This is a genomic window from Polaromonas eurypsychrophila, from assembly GCF_014641715.1.
In the GTDB taxonomy this organism is placed as follows: Bacteria; Pseudomonadota; Gammaproteobacteria; order Burkholderiales; family Burkholderiaceae_C; genus Polaromonas; species Polaromonas eurypsychrophila.
In genome coordinates, this window is the sequence record NZ_BMIG01000020.1 from 1 (window position 1) to 22,315 (window position 22,315).

At 61.9% G+C, this 22,315-nt stretch carries 24 protein-coding genes and 1 pseudogene; 6 read left to right on the top strand and 19 right to left on the bottom strand.

Features of this window, described 5'->3' with window-relative positions:
- The 9 genes and pseudogenes from IEX16_RS18790 to IEX16_RS18830 form a co-directional block, all read right to left on the bottom strand.
- Positions 1-66: pseudogene (locus tag IEX16_RS18790) on the bottom strand (GTP-binding protein); the annotation flags it as partial.
- A 145-nt stretch (positions 67-211) separates the two neighbouring features.
- Entirely contained in the window at positions 212-2,314 is a 2,103-nt protein-coding gene (gene fusA / locus IEX16_RS18795; protein ID WP_188710044.1) for an elongation factor G, read from the bottom strand.
- 199 nt (positions 2,315-2,513) lie between these two features.
- Entirely contained in the window at positions 2,514-2,987 is a 474-nt protein-coding gene (gene rpsG, locus IEX16_RS18800; protein WP_188710046.1) for a 30S ribosomal protein S7, read from the bottom strand.
- A 205-nt stretch (positions 2,988-3,192) separates the two neighbouring features.
- Positions 3,193-3,570 (bottom strand): 30S ribosomal protein S12, encoded by a 378-nt coding sequence (gene rpsL, locus IEX16_RS18805; protein WP_092130055.1) that lies wholly within the window; start codon positions 3,568-3,570, stop codon positions 3,193-3,195.
- Between the two features lie 200 nt (positions 3,571-3,770).
- The gene (locus IEX16_RS18810) at positions 3,771-4,967 is read right to left on the bottom strand and encodes a D-alanyl-D-alanine carboxypeptidase family protein (protein ID WP_188710048.1); all 1,197 of its coding nucleotides are present in this window, start codon (positions 4,965-4,967) and stop codon (positions 3,771-3,773) included.
- Between the two features lie 46 nt (positions 4,968-5,013).
- Positions 5,014-5,634: an alpha/beta hydrolase gene (locus IEX16_RS18815; RefSeq protein ID WP_188710050.1), complete on the bottom strand. Its 621-nt coding sequence runs from the start codon at positions 5,632-5,634 to the stop codon at positions 5,014-5,016.
- A 101-nt stretch (positions 5,635-5,735) separates the two neighbouring features.
- On the bottom strand, positions 5,736-6,110 hold the full coding sequence (locus IEX16_RS18820; RefSeq protein WP_188710052.1) for a (2Fe-2S) ferredoxin domain-containing protein: 375 nt from the start codon (positions 6,108-6,110) through the stop codon (positions 5,736-5,738).
- On the bottom strand, positions 6,107-7,222 hold the full coding sequence (locus tag IEX16_RS18825) for a VanZ family protein (protein ID WP_229676440.1): 1,116 nt from the start codon (positions 7,220-7,222) through the stop codon (positions 6,107-6,109). Before IEX16_RS18825 ends, IEX16_RS18820 begins: the two co-directional genes overlap by 4 nt.
- A gap of 359 nt (positions 7,223-7,581) precedes the next feature.
- On the bottom strand, positions 7,582-8,019 hold the full coding sequence (locus IEX16_RS18830) for a CopD family protein (RefSeq protein WP_188710150.1): 438 nt from the start codon (positions 8,017-8,019) through the stop codon (positions 7,582-7,584).
- A 373-nt stretch (positions 8,020-8,392) separates the two neighbouring features.
- On the opposite strand from IEX16_RS18830, the gene hemB reads away from it, so the two are divergent.
- Genes hemB through IEX16_RS18845 form a run of 3 tightly spaced genes read left to right on the top strand, consistent with a single transcriptional unit; the run spans position 8,393 to position 11,388 of the window.
- A complete protein-coding gene (hemB, locus tag IEX16_RS18835; protein ID WP_188710055.1) occupies positions 8,393-9,400 on the top strand; it encodes a porphobilinogen synthase in 1,008 nt (335 codons plus the stop codon).
- Positions 9,401-9,460: 60 nt separating this feature from the next.
- Positions 9,461-10,615: a magnesium transporter CorA family protein gene (locus tag IEX16_RS18840; protein WP_229676441.1), complete on the top strand. Its 1,155-nt coding sequence runs from the start codon at positions 9,461-9,463 to the stop codon at positions 10,613-10,615.
- Positions 10,616-10,632: 17 nt separating this feature from the next.
- A complete protein-coding gene (locus IEX16_RS18845; protein WP_188710057.1) occupies positions 10,633-11,388 on the top strand; it encodes a DUF72 domain-containing protein in 756 nt (251 codons plus the stop codon).
- Here IEX16_RS18845 and IEX16_RS18850 read toward each other — a convergent pair.
- From IEX16_RS18850 to IEX16_RS18865, 4 genes are read right to left on the bottom strand one after another with little or no spacing between them, the layout of a single operon-like run.
- On the bottom strand, positions 11,385-12,035 hold the full coding sequence (locus IEX16_RS18850) for a glutathione S-transferase family protein (RefSeq protein WP_188710059.1): 651 nt from the start codon (positions 12,033-12,035) through the stop codon (positions 11,385-11,387). The two genes, IEX16_RS18845 and IEX16_RS18850, sit on opposite strands and share 4 nt — an antisense overlap.
- The gene (locus tag IEX16_RS18855) at positions 12,032-12,958 is read right to left on the bottom strand and encodes an amidohydrolase family protein (protein ID WP_229676442.1); all 927 of its coding nucleotides are present in this window, start codon (positions 12,956-12,958) and stop codon (positions 12,032-12,034) included. The genes IEX16_RS18850 and IEX16_RS18855 overlap by 4 nt, the downstream gene beginning before the upstream one ends.
- Before the next feature lie 2 nt (positions 12,959-12,960).
- Positions 12,961-13,650 (bottom strand): dienelactone hydrolase family protein, encoded by a 690-nt coding sequence (locus IEX16_RS18860; protein ID WP_188710061.1) that lies wholly within the window; start codon positions 13,648-13,650, stop codon positions 12,961-12,963.
- 59 nt (positions 13,651-13,709) lie between these two features.
- Complete coding sequence (locus IEX16_RS18865; RefSeq protein ID WP_188710063.1) at positions 13,710-14,312, bottom strand: 2-hydroxychromene-2-carboxylate isomerase; 603 nt, start codon at positions 14,310-14,312, stop codon at positions 13,710-13,712.
- A gap of 96 nt (positions 14,313-14,408) precedes the next feature.
- Here IEX16_RS18865 and IEX16_RS18870 point away from each other — a divergent pair, with 96 nt between their 5' ends.
- Both IEX16_RS18870 and IEX16_RS18875 read left to right on the top strand, forming a co-directional pair.
- Positions 14,409-15,155, top strand: coding sequence for an SDR family oxidoreductase (locus tag IEX16_RS18870; RefSeq protein WP_188710065.1), 747 nt, complete (start codon positions 14,409-14,411; stop codon positions 15,153-15,155).
- A gap of 130 nt (positions 15,156-15,285) precedes the next feature.
- A complete protein-coding gene (locus tag IEX16_RS18875) occupies positions 15,286-15,924 on the top strand; it encodes a MarC family protein (protein WP_188710067.1) in 639 nt (212 codons plus the stop codon).
- Positions 15,925-15,946: 22 nt separating this feature from the next.
- Here IEX16_RS18875 and IEX16_RS18880 read toward each other — a convergent pair whose 3' ends face one another.
- The 6 genes from IEX16_RS18880 to IEX16_RS18905 all read right to left on the bottom strand — a co-directional run bounded on the left by IEX16_RS18880 (position 15,947) and on the right by IEX16_RS18905 (position 21,311).
- Entirely contained in the window at positions 15,947-16,519 is a 573-nt protein-coding gene (locus IEX16_RS18880; RefSeq protein ID WP_229676443.1) for a Crp/Fnr family transcriptional regulator, read from the bottom strand.
- Positions 16,520-16,620: 101 nt separating this feature from the next.
- Positions 16,621-17,316, bottom strand: coding sequence for an ABC-type transport auxiliary lipoprotein family protein (locus IEX16_RS18885; protein ID WP_188710071.1), 696 nt, complete (start codon positions 17,314-17,316; stop codon positions 16,621-16,623).
- A complete protein-coding gene (locus IEX16_RS18890) occupies positions 17,313-18,266 on the bottom strand; it encodes an MlaD family protein (protein ID WP_188710073.1) in 954 nt (317 codons plus the stop codon). The genes IEX16_RS18885 and IEX16_RS18890 overlap by 4 nt, the downstream gene beginning before the upstream one ends.
- Before the next feature lie 166 nt (positions 18,267-18,432).
- A complete protein-coding gene (locus tag IEX16_RS18895; RefSeq protein WP_188710074.1) occupies positions 18,433-19,263 on the bottom strand; it encodes an ABC transporter ATP-binding protein in 831 nt (276 codons plus the stop codon).
- Between the two features lies 1 nt (position 19,264).
- Positions 19,265-20,422, bottom strand: a complete 1,158-nt coding sequence (locus IEX16_RS18900; RefSeq protein ID WP_188710076.1) for an MlaE family ABC transporter permease — start codon at positions 20,420-20,422, stop codon at positions 19,265-19,267.
- A 181-nt stretch (positions 20,423-20,603) separates the two neighbouring features.
- Positions 20,604-21,311: a GntR family transcriptional regulator gene (locus IEX16_RS18905; protein ID WP_188710078.1), complete on the bottom strand. Its 708-nt coding sequence runs from the start codon at positions 21,309-21,311 to the stop codon at positions 20,604-20,606.
- A gap of 114 nt (positions 21,312-21,425) precedes the next feature.
- Between IEX16_RS18905 and IEX16_RS18910 the strand changes: the two genes are divergently transcribed.
- Positions 21,426-22,313: a fumarylacetoacetate hydrolase family protein gene (locus IEX16_RS18910; RefSeq protein WP_188710080.1), complete on the top strand. Its 888-nt coding sequence runs from the start codon at positions 21,426-21,428 to the stop codon at positions 22,311-22,313.
- Positions 22,314-22,315 lie beyond the last annotated feature (2 nt).

The following is a 22,315-nucleotide window of genomic DNA, read 5'->3' on the forward strand; positions in this document are numbered from 1 at the left end:
GTCAACGTGCCCAATCGTGCCTACGTTGACGTGCGGTTTGGTCCGCTCAAATTTGCCTTTTGCCATTTAAAACTCCAGTAAAGAACGCGCCCGTGCATGGTTTAACGTTTGCACTGTGTTGCTTGTTCCATCACCACGGGCAGCGAGGGGCACACAATCGCAGACAAGAAATTGGCGATGCCGGCCCTTGCAAGGCCAGCATCTTTTTTACTTACTTGGCGCGTGCAGCCATGATGGCTTCGGACACATTGCGCGGGGCCTCGGAGTAGTGCTTGAACTCCATGGTGTAGGTTGCACGGCCCTGCGACATAGAACGCAGCGTGGTCGAATAACCGAACATTTCGGACAAAGGTACTTCGGCCTTGATGGCCTTGCCGCCACCGACCATGTCTTCCATACCCTGCACCATGCCACGGCGTGAGGACAAATCGCCCATCACGTTGCCAGCATAGTCTTCAGGCGTTTCCACCTCAACCGCCATCATCGGCTCCAGAATCACCGGGCTGGCCTTGCGGCAGCCTTCCTTGAAGCCAAAAATCGCGGCCATCTTGAAGGCCATCTCGTTTGAGTCCACATCATGGTACGAACCGAAATGCAGCGTGACCTTGACGTCCACCACCGGGTACCCAGCCAGCACACCCGACGTTACCGCCTCGTGAATGCCTTTTTCAACCGCAGGAATGTATTCGCGCGGCACCGTTCCGCCCTTGATGGCGTCAACAAACTCAATGCCCTTGCCTGGCTCGTTCGGCTCAATCTTGAGCACGACGTGACCGTACTGGCCCTTGCCGCCGGACTGGCGCACGAACTTGCCTTCGGCATCTTCGATGGTCTTGCGAATGGTTTCGCGGTAAGCCACCTGCGGCTTGCCGACGTTGGCTTCCACGCCGAACTCGCGCTTCATGCGGTCAACAATGATTTCCAGATGCAACTCGCCCATGCCGGCAATCAGGGTCTGGCCGGACTCTTCGTCGGTCTTGACACGGAATGAAGGGTCTTCCTGAGCCAGACGCTGCAAGGCAATGCCCATTTTTTCCTGGTCAACCTTGGTCTTGGGCTCGACAGCCTGGGTAATCACAGGCTCCGGGAAAACCATGCGCTCGAGCATGATGATGGCGTCCGGATCGCACAGGGTCTCGCCAGTCGTCACGTCTTTCAGGCCCACGCAGGCGGCAATGTCGCCGGCGCGGATTTCGCTGACTTCTTCGCGGTTGTTGGCGTGCATCTGCACGATACGTCCAATACGCTCTTTCTTGCCTTTGATCGGGTTGTAAACGCTGTCGCCTTTTTTCAGCACGCCGGAGTACACGCGCACAAACGTAAGCTGGCCGACAAACGGATCAGTCATCAGCTTGAATGCCAGGGCCGAGAACTTCTCGCCATCGTCGGCCTTGCGGGTGACAGGCGCCTCGTCTTCGTCCATGCCCTTGACGGGTGGAATGTCGATCGGCGACGGCATGAATTCAATCACGGCGTCCAGCATGCGCTGCACACCTTTGTTCTTGAATGCAGAGCCACAGTACATCGGCTGGATTTCGCTGGCGATCGTGCGTGTGCGTATGCCCAGCTTGATCTCGTCTTCGGTCAAGTCACCTTCTTCAAGGTACTTGTTCATGAACTCTTCAGACGCTTCGGCGGCAGCTTCAACCATCTTCTCGCGCCACTCCTTGGCCAGCTCAAGCAGCTCGGCCGGAATTTCACGGTAGTCAAACTTCATGCCCTGCGAAGCCTCATCCCAGATGATGGCTTTCATCTTGATCAGATCGACCACGCCGGTGAAGTTTTCTTCAGCGCCGATAGGGATCACCATGGGAACCGGGCTGGCTTTGAGGCGCAGCTTCATTTGCTCAACGACTTTGAAAAAGTTGGCGCCGGTACGGTCCATCTTGTTGACAAAGGCCAGACGCGGCACTTTGTACTTGTTGGCCTGACGCCAGACGGTCTCGGACTGGGGCTGCACGCCGCCCACGGCGCAATACACCATGCACGCGCCGTCAAGCACGCGCATCGAGCGCTCGACTTCAATCGTGAAGTCAACGTGGCCCGGGGTGTCAATGATGTTGATGCGGTGCTCTGGCAGGGACTTGTCCATGCCCTTCCAGAAGCAGGTGGTCGCAGCGGAGGTGATCGTGATGCCACGCTCCTGCTCCTGCTCCATCCAGTCCATCGTGGCTGCGCCATCATGAACTTCACCAATCTTGTGGTTCACACCGGTGTAGAAGAGAACACGCTCGGTGGTGGTGGTTTTACCGGCATCAATGTGCGCGGAGATACCAATGTTTCGGTAGTTTTCGATGGGGGTAGCGCGGGGCATAAATTACTTTCAGTTCGAAAGACGAACAAAGACTCGTTGCTAAAACACTTTTCATGTTTTTTCTACGCGTCTGCCAACTGCACGTTTTGCACGCAGCTGGCAGAAAATTGGGTTGAGCCGGCGGGAATCAAGGCGTCTGAACACCTTTGACTCCGGCCAGCAACGCGTCAAATCCGCGCAGCAAACATGGCAATCGCTCTTAGAAGCGGAAGTGGCTGAATGCCTTGTTGGCTTCGGCCATGCGGTGAACTTCGTCACGCTTTTTCATGGCGCCGCCACGACCTTCGGTGGCCTCCATCAGCTCATTGGCCAGACGCAGGGACATGGACTTCTCGCCGCGCTTCTTGGCCGCCTCTTTCAGCCAGCGCATGGCGAGAGCCATGCGACGGACCGGGCGCACTTCAACCGGCACCTGGTAGTTGGCACCGCCAACGCGGCGGGACTTCACTTCAACCATGGGCTTGATGTTGCCGATGGCCATATGAAAGGCTTCCAGCGGATCTTTGCCGGGGTTCTTTTTCTCGATGAAGTCGAGCGCGCCATAAATGATGCGCTCTGCGACGGCTTTCTTGCCGCCCTGCATGATCACGTTCATGAATTTGGCAAGGTCAACATTGCCGTATTTAGGATCAGGAAGAATCTCACGTTTAGGGACTTCGCGACGACGTGGCATTTTTTCACCTCTTTGCTTCAGTTGGCACTGCCGTTTCGGGCCATGCCGCGAGGGTTATCAAAACCCTCACTTACTCGACCGGTGCAACTATTTGCACTTGGGTCACTTCGCTTGAACCACCTGCCAGGGTGATTCAAACACCTGTTTTTGAAGACGTCATGACAACATCCTCTGGCGCGGGCGATAAAACCCGAGCCGGTTTGGCTTATTTAGCCTTTGGCTTTTTCGCACCGTACTTGGAGCGCGACTGCTTGCGGTCTTTCACGCCTTGCAGATCGAGCGAGCCACGGACGATGTGGTAACGCACACCGGGCAAGTCCTTGACACGACCGCCACGAACCAGCACAACGCTGTGTTCCTGCAGATTGTGGCCTTCGCCGCCGATGTAGGAAATGATTTCAAATCCGTTGGTCAGGCGCACTTTGGCGACTTTACGCAGAGCGGAGTTTGGCTTCTTGGGCGTCGTGGTGTACACACGTGTGCACACACCGCGGCGCTGCGGAGAATTTTCCATCGCAGGGCTCTTGGACTTGATCTTTTCGACCTCGCGCCCCTGACGGACTAGCTGATTAATGGTTGGCATGTAAAAACGTCCCTAAACGTCTGATTTCTGACTTGACTAAATACGTGAATATTTACGTGAAAACGAAAATCTCCCCGGAATTCCGGAAAAGCCTTTGAGTGTAGCAGTTTGGGAGGATGGCTGCAAACCAGGCCGGCTCTGACTCGGCCTCAACCCACCAAAAATCGGCAGGAAACGACCTGAAACCGTGTAGACAGGCCTTATTTGATCCAGAGCCGGATCGAATCCCAGGCGCGGCCCAGGATGCCGGCCTCCTCGACTGCCTCCAGCGCCACCAGCGGGATATCCGCCACGGGCTGGCCTGCGCCGGTGCTGACCTTGAGCGTGCCGACGGCCTGGCCTTTGACAAAAGGCGCGACCAGCGGGTCGAGCCGGGCGACCTGAGTCTGGAGTTTGGCGGAGCTGCCGGCAGGAATGGCGATCACGATGGCCTGGGGACGGCCCAGCTTGACGGTATTGGACTTGCCCTTCCAGACGCTGGGCGAGGCCACCGGCTGGCCGGCGTCGAACAGCTTGACCGCTTCAAACGCGGTGTAACCCCAGTTCAGCAGCTTTTGCGACTCGTTGGCCCGGTCGCTGTCGCTGGCGGCCCCCAGCACGATGGCCAGGAGGCGCCGGCTGCCGGGTGCGCCGGCAGCGCCCAGATTCGGGAAGTCGCGCTTCGCGGTGGCGATCATGCAGTAACCGGCGGCATTGGTGTGGCCGGTTTTCAGGCCGTCCACCGAAGGGTCACGGAACAGCAGGGTGTTGCGATTGGTGTCGTTGGCCGCCGGCGTGCCGGGGTAGCGGTACTTCTTGATGGCCGAAAAGCCCATGTAATCGGGGAAGTCCTGCATCAGGCGGATCGACAGGATGCTCAGATCCCGCGCCGTCGTGGTGTGGCCGGGCTCGGTCAGGCCTTCCGGGTTTTTGTAGCTGGTCGATTTCATGCCCAGCACCTTGGCCTGCTCGTTCATCAGTTTGACGAAGTTTTCAGCCGTGCCGCCCACACCTTCGGCCAGCGCCATGGTGGCGTCATTGCCGGACTGGACGATCATTCCCTTGATCAGGTCTTCCACCGGCACCTGCATCTTGGGGTCGATGAACATGCGGGAGCCAGGCATCTTCCAGGCGCGCTCGCTGACGCCAAAGGTCTGTTTGAGGTCGATTTTTTTGGATTTCAGCGCGTCAAACACCAGGTACTCGGTCATGAGTTTGGTCAGCGAGGCCGGCTCCACTGGCGAATCGATGTCCTTGGCGGCAAGGATCTGGTTCGCGGTGACGTCCAGCAGCAGGTAGGAGCGGGCAGCCACTTCGGGCGGCTGCGGCATCTGGGCTTGCACTGGCGGCAGAAAACACGCGGAGGACACAAAAACCAAAGAAGCGGCCAGGCCGCGGAAATCTGTCAGAAAACGCATGGGGGAATAAAACCTGCAAATGGAGGACGGAAAGGATGAGAAAAGTTCAGCGCAGGTGGCGCGCGACCAGACTTTTCAACAGCGGCAATTGTCCATGAAAGAAATGCCCGCCACCCGGAACAACCGTAACAGGCAGTAGCTGGGGCCGGGCCCAGTCCATCACGGCCTGCAAGGGCACGGTGTCGTCCTGCTCGCCATGGATCACCAACGTCTGCTCATGCGCGGCCTCGGCCACAGTCGCGACCGCAAAGCGACTGGCCGCCGGCGCCACCAGCACCAGCTTGTCGATGGCGCGCGCCGGCTGCAGGCGCGCAAACACCTGCGAGGTGACAAAACCGCCGAAAGAAAACCCGGCCAGCGCCAGCGCGCCATCGGGCGCCGCCTGCTGCACCACCGCCAGCATGTCCTCGACCTCGCCGCGGCCCTCGTCATAGCTGCCTTCGCTCGCGCCGACGCCGCGAAAGTTGAAGCGAACCGCCGTCCAGCCACTCTGGGTGAAAGCGCGCGCCAGCGTCTGCACCACCTTGTTGTCCAGCGTGCCGCCAAACAGCGGATGCGGATGCGCGATCACGGCGACGCCACGCGAGGCGCCTGCAGGTGCATCGAGTGCCATTTCGATGGCGCCGGCCGGGCCGGGGAAACTGCTTTTCTGGGTGTGGGCGTTCAAGAGACGGTCTTTCCAAAGATGGGTGCTATCAAATCAATAGCTGCTTGTGACCGACTGCTATGGGCTAGCGACACAAATCATTCATTTTTTCGTTCTGGGACTTAGCGCCCGAGGTGCGCGGGCGTCAGCAGGCGCTCGACCACCTGGCCGTTTTTGAGGTGCGACTCGACAATCTCGTCGATGTCATGTTCATCCACATAGGTGTACCAGACCGCCTCGGGATAGACCACCGCCACCGGGCCAGCGGCGCAGCGGTCCAGGCAACCGGCCTTGTTGACACGCACCTTGCCCGGTCCGGCCAGACCGGCGGCCTTGACCTGCGACTTGCAGCGGTCAAAACCCTGTTGCGCCCGGTGGTTGGCACAGCTGTCTTCGCCGCCTTCACGCTGGTTCAGGCAAAAGAAAATATGCCGTTCGTAATAAGAGTCCGGGGATGCGGCGGCCGGAGCCGCGCCTGTCGCGCTGGTGGGGGTCATGCCTCGATTTTACTTTCGACCGCTTCCGCCGCCTTGCGCACGGACAAACGCACCAGCACGTAGACCAGCGCCGCAAACGGCCAGAGCCAGCCCAGCCACTGGACCAGGCCGTTGAAGCGCACAAAGCGCCCCTGCTCCCAGATCTGCAGCGTCTCGGCAAAGTAGGGGCCAACCGGCGCCTGGTTTAGCAGCGACAGGTGCAGACACAGAGCGACAAGCAACAGCGCGGCACTTGCGCGGCGCGGCACCGGCAGCAGCAGCAGCGCCAGCACGCCGCCCATGATCAACCCCACTTGCACCGGCAGGTCCAGCCAGGCCCAGGCGTGGGCGGGGCCGTAGCTGAGCGCCGCCGACAGGGCCGTCAGCACAATGCCGGTCGCCAAGGCTGCCACCAAGAAAAAAGCCCGCTGCGGCCAGGTGCGCACCACGCCATAGGCGAGCAGGCAGGGGATCAGCGCGCCAAGTGCCACGCAAATCACCTCGGCGCCCGGCACCAGCGGCTGCAATTCGATGTCGCGCACCGGCAGCCATTCGAGGAAAGGCGTGTCGGCCAGTATTTCGGCCAGCCAGTGCTCCAGCCGCTCGATCACCTGGCCCAGCCCGAGCGGCACCGAAGCGGGAAACAGCAGCGCCACTGGCCACAGCGCGAGCAGTACCAACGCTCCGCGCGCGTCGCGAACAAACCAGCGCGCGCGCACCCGGCTCCAGCGCGCGATGGCGCCGGCTTTTTCGAGCAGCCAGGCGCTGCAGGCGCCCAACCAGGCGCCGGCGCTGTTCAGCGCAAAGTCCACATTCGAGGGAACACGCGACGGAAGGTAACTTTGCAGTGCTTCCAGGCTCAAGGACAGGGCCGCCGCGCTGAGCACGGCCACGCTGACCGCCCAGCGCAAGCGCCCGCTGCGCAGCGCAGCCAGGGCCAGCAGAAAACCCAGCGGCGCGTAGCCTGCCAGGTTGACGCCCACATCAAAACCGGTCCAGTAACGCGGCAAGGGTGCGGTCAAAAAATTCAGCGGTGAGATGCCCTGGTTGCGCCATTCGGCAAAGGGATAAAGGCTGGCATAAACAATCAGGCAGACGGTCGCCAACGCGAGCGGCCAGCTAGCTGATGGCACACCCCTGACATTCTCACTTCGCTTTGCTCCGTGTAGTTCTGCCTCCCCTTGCAGGGGACGACGCATGGCGCCCGGCGAAGCCGGATCGCTCGAAGGACTTGACTCACCCCCATCGTCCTCACTGCGCTGCGCTTCGTGTAGTTCCTTTCCCCCTTCCCGGGGACGACGCATCGCGCCCGGCAAAGCCGGTTCGCTCGAAGGAGTTGGCTCACCCCCGTCGTTCTCACTGCGCTTTGCTCCGTGTAGTTCCTTTCCCCCTTGCAGGGGGCGACGCATGGCGCCCGGCGAAGCCGGTTCGCCCGCGTCCGCTGGCATGGCGTCTGGTGAATTCGGGGAGTTCACGAGGTGCCGCCTGTCTGTCAGAACGGCTTGACGACCACCAGCACGACCGCTGCGAGCAGCAGCAGCACCGGCACTTCGTTGAAGAAGCGGTACCAGCGGTGGCTGCGTATGTTTCGCTGCGCGACAAAGGTCGCGAGAACGCGACCGCAGGCGTGGTGATAGCCGATGACCAGCACCACCACGGCCAGCTTCGCGTGCATCCAGCCATTTCCCGAAGATGCGGGGCCGCGACCTATGCCATAACCCAGCCACAACCACAGGCCGAAAGCCAATGCGGGCACGGCCAGCAAAGTAGTGAAGCGCAGCAGCTTGCGTGCCATCAAGATCAGGCGCTCACGTTCGGCCACGCTCTCTGGCGGCACCATCGCGAGGTTCACATAAATGCGCGGCAGGTAGAAAAGACCCGCAAACCAGCTGGCAACAAAAACGATGTGAAGTGATTTGACCCAGAGCATGGGCGAAGTGTAGCCCGCATGCCAGCCGCCCCGCAGGCGAAGGCCCATGCGCAATCAAGGCATTGCCGTGCGGATCAGCGCCAGAAAAATTCATTGCGCTGCGAACACCCAACGCGACTGTCCAGGAAGCGCTTGTCACATCGGCCTGCGGTGACTAGAATTAACAGGTGTTGTTACCTTTTGGTGGCAGCATCCCCGCTTTTCCTCCCTGAGCGGGTGCCTTTACGTGTCACAGCAAAAAGGCTTCCAGGCCCGGCTGACCTCGTGTCATCCGGGCATTTTTTTTGCCTGCGCTGCCGGGCCGTTTCATGCGCCATGTCGCGGCTGCCAAATTAATCGGCAGCGCAGAGCAAAGCTTTGGCACAATTTGCCAATGACAGTCCACGCCCCCTACCCTTCCGGCCGGCCGCGCCGCCTGCGCCGTGACAGCTTCACGCGCAACCTGGTGCGTGAAAACGCACTCAGCGTGCACGACCTGATCTACCCGGTGTTTGTCACCGAAGGCACGAAGCGCCGCGAAGCTGTGGCCTCGATGCCGGGCGTCGAGCGCCTGAGCCTGGACCTGCTGCTGCCGGTGGCCGAGGAATGCGTACAACTCGGCATTCCGGTGATGGCGCTTTTTCCGGTGATTGACGCGTCGCTCAAGACTTACGACGGCAAGGAAGCGCTGAACCCTGAGGGCCTGGTGCCGCGTGTGGTGCGCGAGCTCAAGAAGCGTTTTCCCGAACTCGGCGTAATGACCGACGTGGCGCTGGACCCCTTTACCAGTCACGGCCAGGACGGCCTGCCCGACAAGGAGACTGGCTATATCCTCAACGACGAAACAATTGAACTGCTGGTTGGCCAGGCACTGACGCAGGCCGAAGCCGGCGTGGACATCGTGGCACCCAGCGACATGATGGACGGCCGCATCGGTGCGATCCGTCAGGCGCTCGAATCGCGCAAGCTGATCCACACCCGCATCATGGCCTACAGCGCCAAGTATGCGAGCGCGTTTTACGGCCCTTTCCGCGACGCAGTTGGCTCTGCCGGCAATCTCGGCAAGGCCGACAAAAAGGTCTATCAGATGGACCCGGGCAACAGCGACGAAGCACTGCGCGAAGTGGCGATGGACATAGCCGAGGGCGCCGACATGGTGATGGTCAAACCCGGCATGCCTTACCTGGACGTCGTTCGCCGCGTCAAGGACGAGTTTGGCGTGCCGACCTTTGCCTACCAGGTCAGCGGCGAATACGCGATGCTCAAGGCCGCCGCGCAAAACGGCTGGCTCGACCATGACGCAGTAATGATGGAAAGCCTGCTGGCTTTCAAGCGCGCCGGCGCCGACGGCGTGCTGACCTACTTTGCCGTGGCAGCCGCTCGTTTGCTACAAAATAGATAGCTACTTGCGCATTACAGACATGGGCCACAGGCCAATTTAGCTTCAAACTGGACAGACACCGTGCAAATTGTTGAATTCACCGCCGACAGCCTGCGCTTCTCGGACGCCCTGCCCGCGCAGCCGCCGGCCGATGGTTTCGTCTGGATATTTTTTGACCGCGACGAATTCGAAACCCATTTGCCGTTCATGCAACAAGCCGCACAAAAAATAGGTGGCTCTGCCCTGCTTGATCTGCATTGCCTGGACCTCGGCAACGCCGTCCACCCCTCACACTACGACTTCACCTCGATCTACGACTTGATCATCTTCCGGCGGCTGGCGACCCAGGTGGAGACGCGCGCCGAGGCCGAGCACGAAGCCGCCATCGAGGCTTACCACGGCCAGGGCGGGCAGCCGCGCATCAAGCCGCGCGGCGGCCTGGCCGCATTCAATCGCATCAGTTCGCGCGCAGTGGGCTTTGTGGTGTTCGACCGCCTGCTGATCAGCGTGCACCCGCGCGGCTGCTACACCGCCAAAAGTTTCATCGAACGCTCGCTGACAGACGCCAAGTTCAGCGTGGACAGCGTGTCGGCGCGCAGCCGCATACCGTCCAGCCCGGCCGACCTGGTGCTGCGCATGGTCAACGCCATGGTCGACAGCTACCTGGATGTGCGCAAGGAACTGACCACCCAGCTCGAGCACTGGCAGGCCGAACTGCTCAAACCCAATTCGCGTGTTATCAACTGGGGCGCATTGATGGGCGCGCGCAGCCAGTTGCATGTGCTGGAAGACCTGTGCGACGAACAGCACGATGCGATGCAGGAATGGCTGGACTCGTTGCGGGAACAGCCGATGTCGTCGTTTGCCGCCGATGCCCAGCTCGCGCAGACGCGGCGCGACCAGATGGTGGCGCGAGCCCGCGACGTGATCGAGCACATCCAGCGGGTGGTGCACCATGCGCGCCGGCTCGAGCAGTCGGCCGAAACCGTGGTGCAAATTCACTTCAGTGCACAGAGCAACCGCACCAACAGCATCATGCGCACGCTGACCGCGCTGACCGCGGTGTTTTTGCCGCTGAACCTGATCACCGGGTTTTTTGGCATGAACTTCGAGTTCCTGCCCTTGATTCACACGGCCACCGGCTTCTGGTGGGTGTTCGGCTTCATGATCCTGCTGGTTGTCGTCGTGGTGACGGTGTTCTGGCGCAAGCAGTATCTGGCCAGAACCTCCCGCTGATACCGGTAGCGACACGCATGGCGCAGCAGGCCCCACCCGGCTCTTTGCAACTGAAAATCGGATGCGCCGGCTGGAGCTTGCCCCGCGACAGCTCGGTGGAGTTTCCCGACGCGGGCACACATCTGCAGCGTTATGCCGGCCGGCTCCATGCGACGGAAATCAACTCTTCGTTTTACCGGCCGCACCAGAAGCTGACTTACGAACGCTGGGGCGCTGCCACGCCAACAGGATTCCGGTTCTCGGTCAAGCTGCCGAAGACCATCACCCATGAACAGCGGCTGACGCGCAGTGGTGCGCTTCTCGACAGTTTTATGGCGCAGGTTATGGGCCTGGGCGGCAAGCTCAGTTGCCTGCTGGTCCAGCTTCCGCCCAGCTTGTCCATGGACATGGGGGTCGCACCATTGTTTTTCAAAACGTTGCGGGCACGGTATCCCGGCGCGGTCGCGCTGGAGCCGCGCCATGCGAGCTGGTTCACGCCAGAAGCTGAGGCACTGCTGCAGCATTGGCGCATTGCGCGCGTGCTGGCAGATCCGGTGCTGCATGAGGCCGGACGCTGGCCAGGTGGCTGGCCTGGCCTGGTGTACTGCCGGCTGCACGGTTCGCCGCGCATCTATTACTCCAGGTACGACTCTGCCACGCTGCAGGCCCTCGCAGATCGACTGGCGCTGGCGGGACGTGATGGCGCAGCGGTATGGTGCATGTTTGACAACACCGCGAGCGGCGCGGCAACACACAACGCGCTGGAGCTCACGCGCCGGGTGTCTGGCGCCTAAACAAAAGGCGGTGCCAGTTCTTCGGCAACGAACACGCGCTGCACCGCAGGCCGGGCCAGCATGCGCTGCAAATATGCCCCCAGGTGCGGCCTTGTGCGTGCTGCTGGCGAGGTGAAATTGCGCGTCCAGCGACACAGCGTGAACACATACGCATCGAGCATGCTGTAGCGCTGTCCACCAAACCACAACCCGCCGTGGCGCACTAGTTCTGCGTCGAGCTGATCGAGCATGGCGCCGATTTTTGCTTCGGCCTGCGTTTTGACCTCGGCGGCGCCCGCTGTATTACCGGGCAAGACCGAGCGTTCGGGGTAAAAATAAATGATCAGCGTGGCCTGCAGCGTATTGGTCAGCCACATCAGCCATTTGTAGAAGTGCGCCCGCTCTGACGAGCCCAGGACGGGAGCCAAACCCGCCTCGGGATGCGTGTCGCACAGATGCAGACAGATCGCGGCGGTTTCATACAGCACCATCTCGCCGTCTGTCAGTACCGGGATCAGGCCGTTGGAGTTGAGCTTCAGGTAATCGGGGGTTTTATGAGCGTTGTGCATGCGATCGACGAGCACACGCTGGTAAGGTCTGCCAACTTCTTCCAGCACGATGTGCGGCACCATGGCCGCCGTGCTGGGGTAATAATGAAGACGTATCACGGCGCCTTGACGCCAAACAAACTGGCACCGTTGTCCCATCCAATTTTTCGCGCCACATCGGGCGGCAGATCGCCGAGCCACACGCGGTAGCCCTTCATCAGCTCGTCGTAATACTGCCAGCGCTGGTTGACCCAGGTGTCCGAGCCGATCATGAACCGGCCTGGGTACTTGAGCAGCAGCGCGCGCCACTCGGGACACAGCTTGCCGGCATCGCAGGTCAGGCCAGGCCGGTAGGACAACTCGCCCATCAAGGTCGGGTAACGCGCAAACAGCGCGTCCACGCGCGCAGCCGGCGCACCGCCTATACCGGTGTGCGCCCAGATCAGCCGCGCTTTGGGCGCATGCGCCATCAGCAGGTCGATGGCGACGTCGTCCACATGCGAGAGGACGGCCAGGTTGTTCTTCTCGGCAAATTGCATGAGTTTTTTCGCGACCGGCCCGTTCGCATTGGCGCTGTCATACAGATGGAATTCGCCGATGCCCTTGTACGGTCCGACCTGCGCGCCGGTGACGCCGCGCGCAAACTCGGTTTGCACCATCTCGTAAATCGTCTCGTCGCGAAACCAGCTGTCATAGTCGGCGCGGTTGCGGTACAGGCGGATGAAAGGTACCACCGTCACGCCGGCTTGCAGGGTCTGCTCCAGCGAGGCCAGCGCCTTGGTGCCATCGTTGGGCCGGGAGTTGGCGACGATGGCCTTGACACCGTTGCGCTGCATGCGCGCCAGCACGTCGGCGGGGCTGTGGGGACCTGCGCTGCCGTTCCAGGCTTCCTCGTTGTAGTGCAGGTGCGCGTCGAACAGCGGGCCGGCGTAGTCCGCAGCCCGCGCGGCCAGCGGCGCAATTGCTATTAAAAATATAGCTGCTTGCGCCCGCCAGCTATGGACCAGGGGCCCAAAAGGCTTAGGACATTGACTGAGAGCCATGCTCAACCCAGGTGTTTGGCGAAGAAGTCCAGCGTGCGCTGTTTCGCCAGTTGGGCTGCGGCTTCGTTGTAGGAGCCGCGCTGGTCGCAGTTGAAGCCGTGGTTGGCTTCGTAGACATGCACCTCGACGCCGGGCTGAGCCTTTTTGAAAGCCTCGACGGTGTCCAGCGGGATCCAGTGGTCCTGGTTGCCGAAGTGGGCCATCACCGGACAGGCCGGCTGGCGTGCCGGTTCATCGCCCGCCGTCATGCCGCCGCCGTAATAAGGCACGGCCGCCGACAGGCCGGACAAGGTGCAGGCCGCGCGCCAGGTCAGCAGGCCGCCCCAGCAAAAACCCACGATGCCCACCTTGCCGCCGGAGGTCTGCGCCGCATGGTTGATGGCGGCCTGGATGTCCTGCAGTAGGCCGGGCGCAGGCAAGGCTTCGACCGCACCCTTGAGCGCAAAACCGGCGTTCATGTCGGGCTCGGTATAACCCATCTCGACATCTGGCTGGACGCGGTGGAAGGTGGCGGGCGCAACAGCCAGGTAGCCGGCTGCAGCATAGCCGTCGGCGACCGAGCGAATGTGAGAATTGACGCCAAAAATCTCTTGCAGCACCACAACGGCGCCTTTGGGCTTGCCAGCCGGTTCGGCCACGTAGGCCGGAAATACCAGGCCGTCGGTGGATTTGAGGTCAATGAAGTTAGCCATGGGTTGGTCTCCTGATTCGGTTGAATGTGTGAAATGCGTGAAGGTGTCTAGGGCGCAATTTACTTGCTCGCCAGTTTGCGCTCAAGGTAGTCCAGCCTGTCCTGGCCCCAGAACAATTCGCCGTTCACCGCATAGGTGGGTGCTCCAAACACGCCGGCGCTGATGGCCTGCTGCGTGTGCGCTTCATACTGCTGCTGAATCTCCGGAACCTGCGACTGTGCCAGCCGCTGCGCGTCCAGACCGCACTCCTTGAGAATCTCGGCCAGCACCTGGTCGTCGGCGATGTTGCGCTCTTCCGCCCAGACCGCCCGGAAAATGGCGCCGGCCAGGGTCATGGCTACCCCACTGGCGTCGTGCTGGCCAACCGCCGTGATCAGGCGCGCTGCGGGGTCGCCGCCCACGGGGAAAAATTTGGGTTGGCGGTTCAACGGCACCTGCAGGTGCTCGCTGAACCGCTGCAGCTCGACCAGCCGGTAGGCCTGGCGTTGTGGCGCACGCTGGCCAAGCGGCAGGCCGCCAGAGAGCGGGAAAATCTTGCCGAAGTCTACTGGCAGCACCCGAACAGCCGCTCCGGCCGCAGCAGCGATCTGCGCAAAGTGCTGGTGGCCCAGGTAGGTCCACGGGCTTTGCGGCGTGAAGTAGTAGTCGATGGTGATGCTCACGGATATCTCCTGTTGGCGCTGCTGCCGATTGATGTACATTGATTTGGATCCCACCGGTTTGTAACCGGGATTGCTTTTTTTTGCTGGAGGCAGGCTTTGTCCCACGTTGTTTTGATCACTGGCGCCTCCCGCGGCATTGGCGCCGCCACCGCCTTGCTGGCAGCCCGGCAAGGTTACGCAGTGGCCGTCAACTACACGACCAATTCGCTGGCCGCCGACGAGGTGGTGCGACAGATCCGAAAGCAAGGCGGCAGCGCCATCACGGTGCAGGCCGACGTGGCCGACGAGGCCCAGGTGCTGGCCATGTTTGAAAAAGTCGACGCCAAACTCGGCCGGCTGACGGCGCTGGTCAACAACGCCGGTGTGGTGGACCGCACCGAACGGGTGGACGCCATGAGTGTGGCGCGGCTCAAGCGCATGTTCGACATCAATGTCATCGGCACCATGGTCTGCGCCCGTGAAGCCGTCAAACGCATGAGCACGCGTTACGGTGGCGCGGGCGGTGCGATTGTCAACGTCTCCAGCGTCGCAGCCCGTCTCGGCGCGCCCGGACAGTATGTGGATTACGCGGCGGCCAAGGGCGCGGTTGATGTCTTCACCATCGGTCTGGCCAAAGAGGTGGCAGGCGAAGGCATACGTGTCAACGCGGTGCGGCCCGGCATCATAGACACCGAGATCCACGCCTCGGGTGGCCTGCCGGATCGCGCGCGCGACCTGGCGCTGCAGGTGCCGATGCAACGCCCCGGCACGGCCGGGGAAGTCGCGCAAAGCATTGTCTGGTTGATGGGGCCGGAATCGAGCTACACGACAGGCGCGCTGCTAGACATTGCAGGAGGACGTTAATGGATGGAATGGCCCGGTTTGTCATTGCGGACTCGATCCGCAATCCATGCCACAAACAACCCGCAGTGGTTCATGACGCATGGATCCTGGATCAAGTCCGGGATGACTGGCAAAGAGAGGGCAAGTAACGATGGACTTCAAACCCCTGGTGACCCTGCTGGCCATCGTCAACCCGCTGGCCATCGTGCCCTTCTTCATTCACTACACGCGCGATTTTTCGCCCGAGCAGCGGCGCCGCACCATCGTCACTGCCGCGTTCAGCGCCTTCCTGGTGATTGCCACCAGCGCGCTGCTGGGCCTGCAGATTCTTGAATTTTTCAGCATCTCGCTGGCCAGTTTTCAGGTCGGCGGCGGCATGCTGCTCCTGATCAGTTCGATGAACATGCTCAACGCGCAGCCGGCCGAAGCCAAGGCGCAGACGAACGAGTTCGAGGACGGCGCCGAAAAAGCCGCGATGGGCGCCAGCATCGCGGTGGTGCCGCTGACGATTCCGCTGCTGACCGGCCCGGCCACCATGTCCACCGTGGTGATTTACGCGGAGAAGGCGCAGAGCGTCCTTCAGCTGGTGACGCTGGTCGGTTACGGTGTGGTGATCGGTCTGGCGACGGCCGTCTGTTTTGCGCTGGCCGACCCGATTGCGCGTGTGCTCGGCAAGACCGGCATCAATGTGATGACGCGTTTGATGGGCCTGATCCTGGCGGCGCTGGCGATCGAGGTGATGACCGGCGGGCTGCTCAAGCTGTTTCCCATTCTGGGTCGGGCTTCCTAGTCAAATTCACCCTCAGCCCATGTCACGCAAGCGCAGGCAGCTGCTTTTTTTGTAGCATCTTGACCAGCCGATTGCTGGTGTTGCGCAGGCGCTGGGCCAGCAGCTGGGTGATCTTGACGACCAGCTTGGCGCCGACGCCGGGGTGCTGGCGGATCAACTGCCCAATCGCTGCGCGGCTGAGCACCGCAGCTTCCACCGTATCGATGGCGGTGCAGGTGGCGTAACGCACGTCGCGGTCGAACATGGACATCTCGCCCAGGGCTGCGCCTTCGGTGGCCACGCCCAGGCGCGAGAAGCTCTCCTGGGATTCGGGCTCATCCTCGCCGGGCGGCGTGGTCTTGGTCACGTCCACCGTGCCGCTGAGCAGCAGCAGCATCCAGTCGCCCTCGTCGCCTTCGCTGATCAGCACCTGGCCCGGCTGCGCGCGGATCAGCAGCATGGCCTCGCCCAGGGTGTCGAGCTCCTGCGGCGTGAAGTCTTCCAGCATGGCGGAATGTTCGAGCAGGCCCGGCCCGCGCCCGGACATCTTCTGGCAATTGCCGAGCAGTTCCAGCCCGGCCTGCCGAAGCTTGTCTTCAAGGGAGATGGCCCCCACGCTTGTCACTTCATGTACGGCGCTGCCCCCCGGGGGGGCCGTGCTTGCTTGGGGCGGCCCTGCGCTGCGCTCCTGAGGCGCGCCGCCTGCGGCGTCGGGATTCAGGGGACCTGTTGCAGCCATGTCGCAATCTCGTCAATTGCGGCGTCAGAGGCCGCCGTTAGAGCGCGCACGCCGCCGGGCGCGTCAGCGCTGGGCGCCGGACGCTGCACCGTGACACTGCGCTGGGCCAGCAGTTTTTCGCCGCTGGGCGTGGTTTCCACCAGCGTGGCACGCAGGCGAACCAGCCCGATACTGTTGCCGGGCGATGCAAAGAAGTGGCTGAACTCTTCCAGGTCGAGCTGCAACACACGCGGCAGCACCCCCTGGTTGACGCTGCGATTGAGTGCCGGGCCTTCACCGGCATTGAGCACAGCGCGGTTGCGGCTGAGCACCTCACGCAGGCGCTGGCGCAGCAGTTGCGCCGGCGGCATGCTCCAGCGCGCCTGTGAGTAAGGCCTCAATTGCTGGGCATCGTCGTAGCCCAGCCGGTACAACACGGCCTGGTTGTCCAAGGCGCCACCCGCGGTGGAGATGTCGGCCAGCGCTATCGGTGCCAAAGGTGCCTGCCGCGTGCTTGGCTCCGACGTCAACGCGCCGGGGCCGAAGTCGTAAAGCGCGGCGCGCACCGGTTTGTCAGGCAGGGCCGAGCACGCGCCCAGCAGCAGGGCCATCGAAAATATCAAGCCAAATCGGCATCCAGCCCCTATGGAGCGGGCGCTAACAGCTATTTTATTGATAGCAAATAAATGATTCATGGTTGTCCTCCTGGAGCGGTGAAGCCTTTTTCACCCGGTCCGGGCGTGGGCGGGCCATTGCCAAAAATCAGCGACTGCGGGTTGTCGTCCACCGCATTGACGGTGCGCCGGAGCTGGCGCATCGCGCGCGCAGTTTCTTCGGCCACCTCGCCCAGCCGCGGCAAGGTCGCGGCGCTGAAGGTCTCCACGGTAGCCGCCAGCGCGGCACCGCCTTCGGCAACCTTGTCGATGGGGCCGCCCTTGGCGTTCAGGCGTTCAGCGGTAGCGGTGACGCTGGTGGCAGTTTTGGACACATCGTCGGCCGCGGTCTTGAATGACTTCATGGTTGCGCTGGCTTCCTGGCTCAATTTGGGCAGGCCGGCCACCACCGGGTCCATCTTGAGCACCACCTTGTTGATGCTGTCGGCGGCTTGGCTGAAATTGTTGACCGCGCTGATCAGGGCCTCCTGATTGGCGTCGCCGAGCAGTTTGTTGAGCTTGGTGCTGGCGGCTTCGACCTGATCCATGATGACCTCGCTCTTGCTGAGTAACTTGTCCAGCAAGCCGGGCTTGAGCGGAATACGCGGCGGGTCGTCGTCGTTGACCACCAGCGCCACGGTGGAGGGGCCGTCGTCTTCAAGCTGGATGAAACCAAGGCCGGTCACGCCCTGCGAACTGAGGGTGGCAAAAGTCGATTGCGTCAACGGCGTGCCCTCGTCAACCGAGATGCGGATCAGCACATTGCCCGCCGCCTTGTGGTCAAAACCGATGAACTCGACCTTGCCGACCGGCACACCGCGAAAACGCACCTGTGCCTGCGGCTGCAGGCCGGAGATGGTTTCGCGGGTGGACAACTCATACAGGTTGCGCTCGCCGTTGTCGCGGGTCAGCCAGACGGCCAGCACGGCCAGCAAGGCAGCAACCACCAGCACAAATGCGCCGGCGGCCAGGGCATGGGCTTTGTTTTCCATTTTTAAGTCCTTATTACCTTTTTCGAGGTGCTTCCAGAAATTCGTTGCTTGGGATGCAGTGCAAGGCGCCCGGAGCGCAGGACACCGGAATGCACTTCGGTGCATGAGGATTCCGAGCACCGCGCAAAGCAGCAATGCGCCCGGGCAGCGGATTTATGGAGGCACCTCATACGGTGAACGGGTATTCGCGCAGCAGCTCCATCGCCCGCTGCCCACGCTCCCCCAGAAAAAAGTTGCGAATGAAAGGATGCGGGAAGGCGATCACGTCGCGCGGCGGGCCACTGACAATGACTTTCTGGTCGGCCAGCACGGCGATGCGCGTGCTCAGCTCGAACAGGGTGTCGAGGTCGTGCGTCACCATCACCACCGTCAGGCCCATGCCCTTGTGCAGCGAGCGCAGCAGCGCACAAAAACTGTCCGAGCTGTCCGGGTCCAGCCCGGCGGTCGGCTCATCAAGCAGCAGCAGCGGCGGGTCCATGATCAGGGCGCGCGCCAGCGACACGCGCTTGACCATGCCGCCCGACAAGTCGCTGGGCATCTTGTCAGCGTGCTCCGGCGCCAGCCCAACCATCTGCAGTTTCACCATGGCCGCCTCGTGTATCAGCGCGCTCGGCAAGGTCTTGAGTTCGCGCAGCGGAAAAGCAATGTTCTCCAGCACCGTGAAGGCCGAGAACAGCGCGCCCTGCTGGAACAACATGCCGACACGCTGCGCCGCACCGCGCTTGCCCAATTCGGCTGCGGGTTTGCCCAATACCGTGATCTCACCGGCGGTGGGATGCTCCAGCCCCAGCATCTGGCGCAGCAGCACCGTCTTGCCGGTGCCCGAGCCGCCGACCAGCGACAAAAATTCACCGCGCTGTATCGTCAGGTCCAGGTCCTTGTGCACCACCGACTGCTTGTCGCCGTTGGTGAACACGGTCGACAGGCCGGCGATGTCGACAATCACGTCGTCCGCGTCATTGCGTGGCGCTGTCGTGTTCCTGTTGTCCGTATCCATGTCAGGTTCCGATATTTTTGAACAGCACGGCAAAAAGTGCGTCCACCAGGATCACCACGGTGATGGAGGTCACGACAGATGCGGTGGTGCCCTGGCCCAGGCTCTCGGTGTTGGGCTTGACGCGCAAGCCAAAGTGGCAACCAATCAACGCGATCAACACACCAAAAACCACGGACTTGGCGGTGGCCAGCGCAAGGTTGGCGACATCCACGGCCGCCGGCAGGGCGTTGATGAAAAAGGACGGTGTGATGCCCATCGCCAGATCGGCCGCCAGCATGCCGCCCAGCAAGGCCGACACTGTGGTCCAGACGCTGATCAGCGGCATCACCACGGCCAGCGCCAGCGCGCGCGGCATCACCAGGCGGTAGCTGTGGGCGATGCCCATGACGCGCATGGCATCGAGTTCTTCCGTCACCCGCATCACGCCAATCTGCGCGGTGATGGCCGAGCCCGAGCGCCCGGCGATCAGGATGGCAGCCAGCACCGGCCCGAGCTCGCGGATCAGAGAGATGCCCAGGATATTGACGATGAAGGCGTCCGCACCAAACTGTTTGAGCTGCTGCGAAATCAGGTAAGCCAGCACCACGCCGATCAGGAAGCCGACCAGTGCGGTGATCGGCAAGGCAGTCGCGCCTATGTGGTACAGATGGCCGGACAGGTCGCGCCACGGGCCTTCCCGCGGGTTTCTGGCCAGCTTGCCGAGGTTGAGCACCAGGCGGCCCACCAAAGCCACCAGGTCCGTGAAGTGATCGACAACTTCCAGCAGTCCCTCGCCGAGCTTCAGAAAGGTCTGCCTGAAGCCCCGGACCGGCATCGCGGGCCGCTCCACGCTGAACTCGGCCACACGCTCCAGCACCGCGCGCTGCGCGGGATCAAGCTCCAATTTTGCAGGCCACTGCCGGCCCCAATGGTCCCAGAGCACCTGTGCGCCCAGATGATCAAGCTGCCCGATCTGGCGCAAGTCCCACAGCACGCCCTGACCCGGAGCCCTAGCAACCAGGGATTGCAGGTGGGCGCTCAGCGCATCCCACACTGGCCGCGCGGTCAGCTCGCTCGCCGTCCACGGACCCAGCACCAAATAACAGGCACCTTCCGGCGGGTCCTGCGACTCGATATGCGGAGTAGATTCGCTGGCGGCGTTTTCCGCCGAAAGTGGCATGTTTTTGATGGTGGGAGAGTCAAAAGGTGATTCGGCAGGAAGGGCAGCTCACGCAGGTGCATGGCACAGCTATTCAAATACATGGTAATGCAGCTAAAGGTGCCACGGCTACCGGTATTTGGCTTCAAAACACCCTCTTCCTGTCCTACAGCGCTCCGGCGAGACCGGCACTTTGAGATCGCTAACTGTCAGCCTGTTCGTGTGAGGCAGTTTGGGCAGCGCGCAACAGCGGCGACCTGAGAATGATCTGGGCCGTAGAGAAAAAATGCTGCTCCAGTGCGAGCAGCGCGGCAACTGCATCGCGCTTGAGCACGGCCTCCATGAGCTGACGGTGTTCCCCGCGCACATCGCGCTTGTCGGTTTCCAGCGGTGCCGACAGGCGGCGGTAGCGCTCGCTTTGCTCGTGCAGCAGTGCGCGCAAGCGCAGCAGCCACGGGCTGGGGCAGGCGCTCACCAGTGCTTCATGAAACTCGCGGTGAGAGTTGCTCCAGACTTGCGTCACACGCGTTTCCGCATCTGCCGGCGAGTCCTGCAAGCGCTCCATGCGGTGGGCAGCGGCGACGATCCGGCTTTCCCATTCGACGTCGCCATTTTTCATGGCCTGCGCCAGGCACAGCGACTCGACCTCCACGCGCGTGCGGGTCAGATCCAACAGTTCCTCGCTGCTGACCGGGCTCACGCGATAACCGCGCTGCGCCTCGGCAATCACCATGCCCTCGGCGCTGAGCCGGGACAGCGCTTCCCGTATCGCGCCCAGGCTCACATCAAACCTTTTTTCAAGCGCGCCGATGTTCAGCTTCGCACTCGCAGGCAACTGGCCTTCTAGGATTTCAGCCCTGATAAGGCGGCAGACAGTTTCTGCCTGGGTGGGTTTACTGGGGGTCAGCATAGCCATTGGATTTTATCGGGTATGTACTAATCTTTAAATAATAGATTATTTGGTAAATTATACATATTCAACTTGCGGCAAGAAGCCGCTCAATGGTTGGCACAAGGAGAAAAGATGAAACTGGTTCGATTCCTGTCAAAAGGGCAGGAAGGGTGGGCGGTCCATGACGCGGCAACCGACTGCTGGCATGGCACGACCTCCGATTCGGAGGTCTATCCCGGCGCCGTGGACGCGCTGATCCGCACCGGTGGCAACGCGCTGACTAACGCGGCCGCGATGATGGCCAGTCAGGCCGCTGTTGACCTGGCTGACATCCAGTTTTTGGCGCCGGTGGCCCAACCGCCCAAGATCATCTGCGTCGGGCTCAACTACAAAGACCACTCCGAAGAGAGCGGTTTCAAGCAGCCAGACTACCCCACGCTGTTTTCGCGCTTCAACACCAGCGTCGTCGCCCATGACGCGGCGCTGATCCACACCGACCTGTCGGACACGCTGGACTACGAAGGCGAATTGGTGGTCGTGATCGGCAAGGGCGGCATCAACATTTCCCGCGAAGACGCGCTCTCGCATGTGCTGGGCTATTCGGTCTTCAACGACGGCAGCATCCGCGAGTACCAGTTCAAGTCACCCCAGTGGATGATGGGCAAGAACTTCGACGGCACTGGCGCCTTCGGCCCCTGGCTAGTCACGGCCGACGAGCTGCCGCCTGGCGCGCGCGGCCTGCTGCTTGAAACCCGCCTGAACGGCCAGACGGTGCAGTCGGCCAATACCGACGACATGGTGTTCGACGTCGAGTCCCTGATCATGATTCTCAGCGAGGTTTTTACGCTTGAAGCTGGCGACCTGATCGTCGCCGGCACACCGTCAGGCATCGGCCACGCACGCGAACCGAAGCTGTACATGCGGCCCGGCGACGTGTGCGAGGTCGAGATCGAGCGCATCGGTCTGCTGCGCAACAAGGTCCAGAGCAGAGTCCCGGCCAATCCAACTGTCCACCACTGAGA

Excerpts from the sequence above, each read along its gene's own strand:
- IEX16_RS18810 (WP_188710048.1), bottom strand. The coding sequence starts at position 4,967 with ATGCGTTTTCTGACAGATTTCCGCGGCCTGGCCGCTTCTTTGGTTTTT.
- IEX16_RS18910 (WP_188710080.1), top strand. The coding sequence starts at position 21,426 with ATGAAACTGGTTCGATTCCTGTCAAAAGGGCAGGAAGGGTGGGCGGTC.
- IEX16_RS18900 (WP_188710076.1), bottom strand. The coding sequence starts at position 20,422 with ATGCCACTTTCGGCGGAAAACGCCGCCAGCGAATCTACTCCGCATATC.
- IEX16_RS18905 (WP_188710078.1), bottom strand. The coding sequence starts at position 21,311 with ATGCTGACCCCCAGTAAACCCACCCAGGCAGAAACTGTCTGCCGCCTT.
- IEX16_RS18830 (WP_188710150.1), bottom strand. The coding sequence starts at position 8,019 with ATGCTCTGGGTCAAATCACTTCACATCGTTTTTGTTGCCAGCTGGTTT.
- IEX16_RS18895 (WP_188710074.1), bottom strand. The coding sequence starts at position 19,263 with ATGGATACGGACAACAGGAACACGACAGCGCCACGCAATGACGCGGAC.
- IEX16_RS18890 (WP_188710073.1), bottom strand. The coding sequence starts at position 18,266 with ATGGAAAACAAAGCCCATGCCCTGGCCGCCGGCGCATTTGTGCTGGTG.
- hemB (WP_188710055.1), top strand. The coding sequence starts at position 8,393 with ATGACAGTCCACGCCCCCTACCCTTCCGGCCGGCCGCGCCGCCTGCGC.
- IEX16_RS18855 (WP_229676442.1), bottom strand. The coding sequence starts at position 12,958 with ATGGCTCTCAGTCAATGTCCTAAGCCTTTTGGGCCCCTGGTCCATAGC.
- IEX16_RS18820 (WP_188710052.1), bottom strand. The coding sequence starts at position 6,110 with ATGACCCCCACCAGCGCGACAGGCGCGGCTCCGGCCGCCGCATCCCCG.
- IEX16_RS18860 (WP_188710061.1), bottom strand. The coding sequence starts at position 13,650 with ATGGCTAACTTCATTGACCTCAAATCCACCGACGGCCTGGTATTTCCG.
- rpsG (WP_188710046.1), bottom strand. The coding sequence starts at position 2,987 with ATGCCACGTCGTCGCGAAGTCCCTAAACGTGAGATTCTTCCTGATCCT.
- rpsL (WP_092130055.1), bottom strand. The coding sequence starts at position 3,570 with ATGCCAACCATTAATCAGCTAGTCCGTCAGGGGCGCGAGGTCGAAAAG.
- IEX16_RS18885 (WP_188710071.1), bottom strand. The coding sequence starts at position 17,316 with ATGAATCATTTATTTGCTATCAATAAAATAGCTGTTAGCGCCCGCTCC.
- fusA (WP_188710044.1), bottom strand. The coding sequence starts at position 2,314 with ATGCCCCGCGCTACCCCCATCGAAAACTACCGAAACATTGGTATCTCC.
- IEX16_RS18845 (WP_188710057.1), top strand. The coding sequence starts at position 10,633 with ATGGCGCAGCAGGCCCCACCCGGCTCTTTGCAACTGAAAATCGGATGC.
- IEX16_RS18875 (WP_188710067.1), top strand. The coding sequence starts at position 15,286 with ATGGACTTCAAACCCCTGGTGACCCTGCTGGCCATCGTCAACCCGCTG.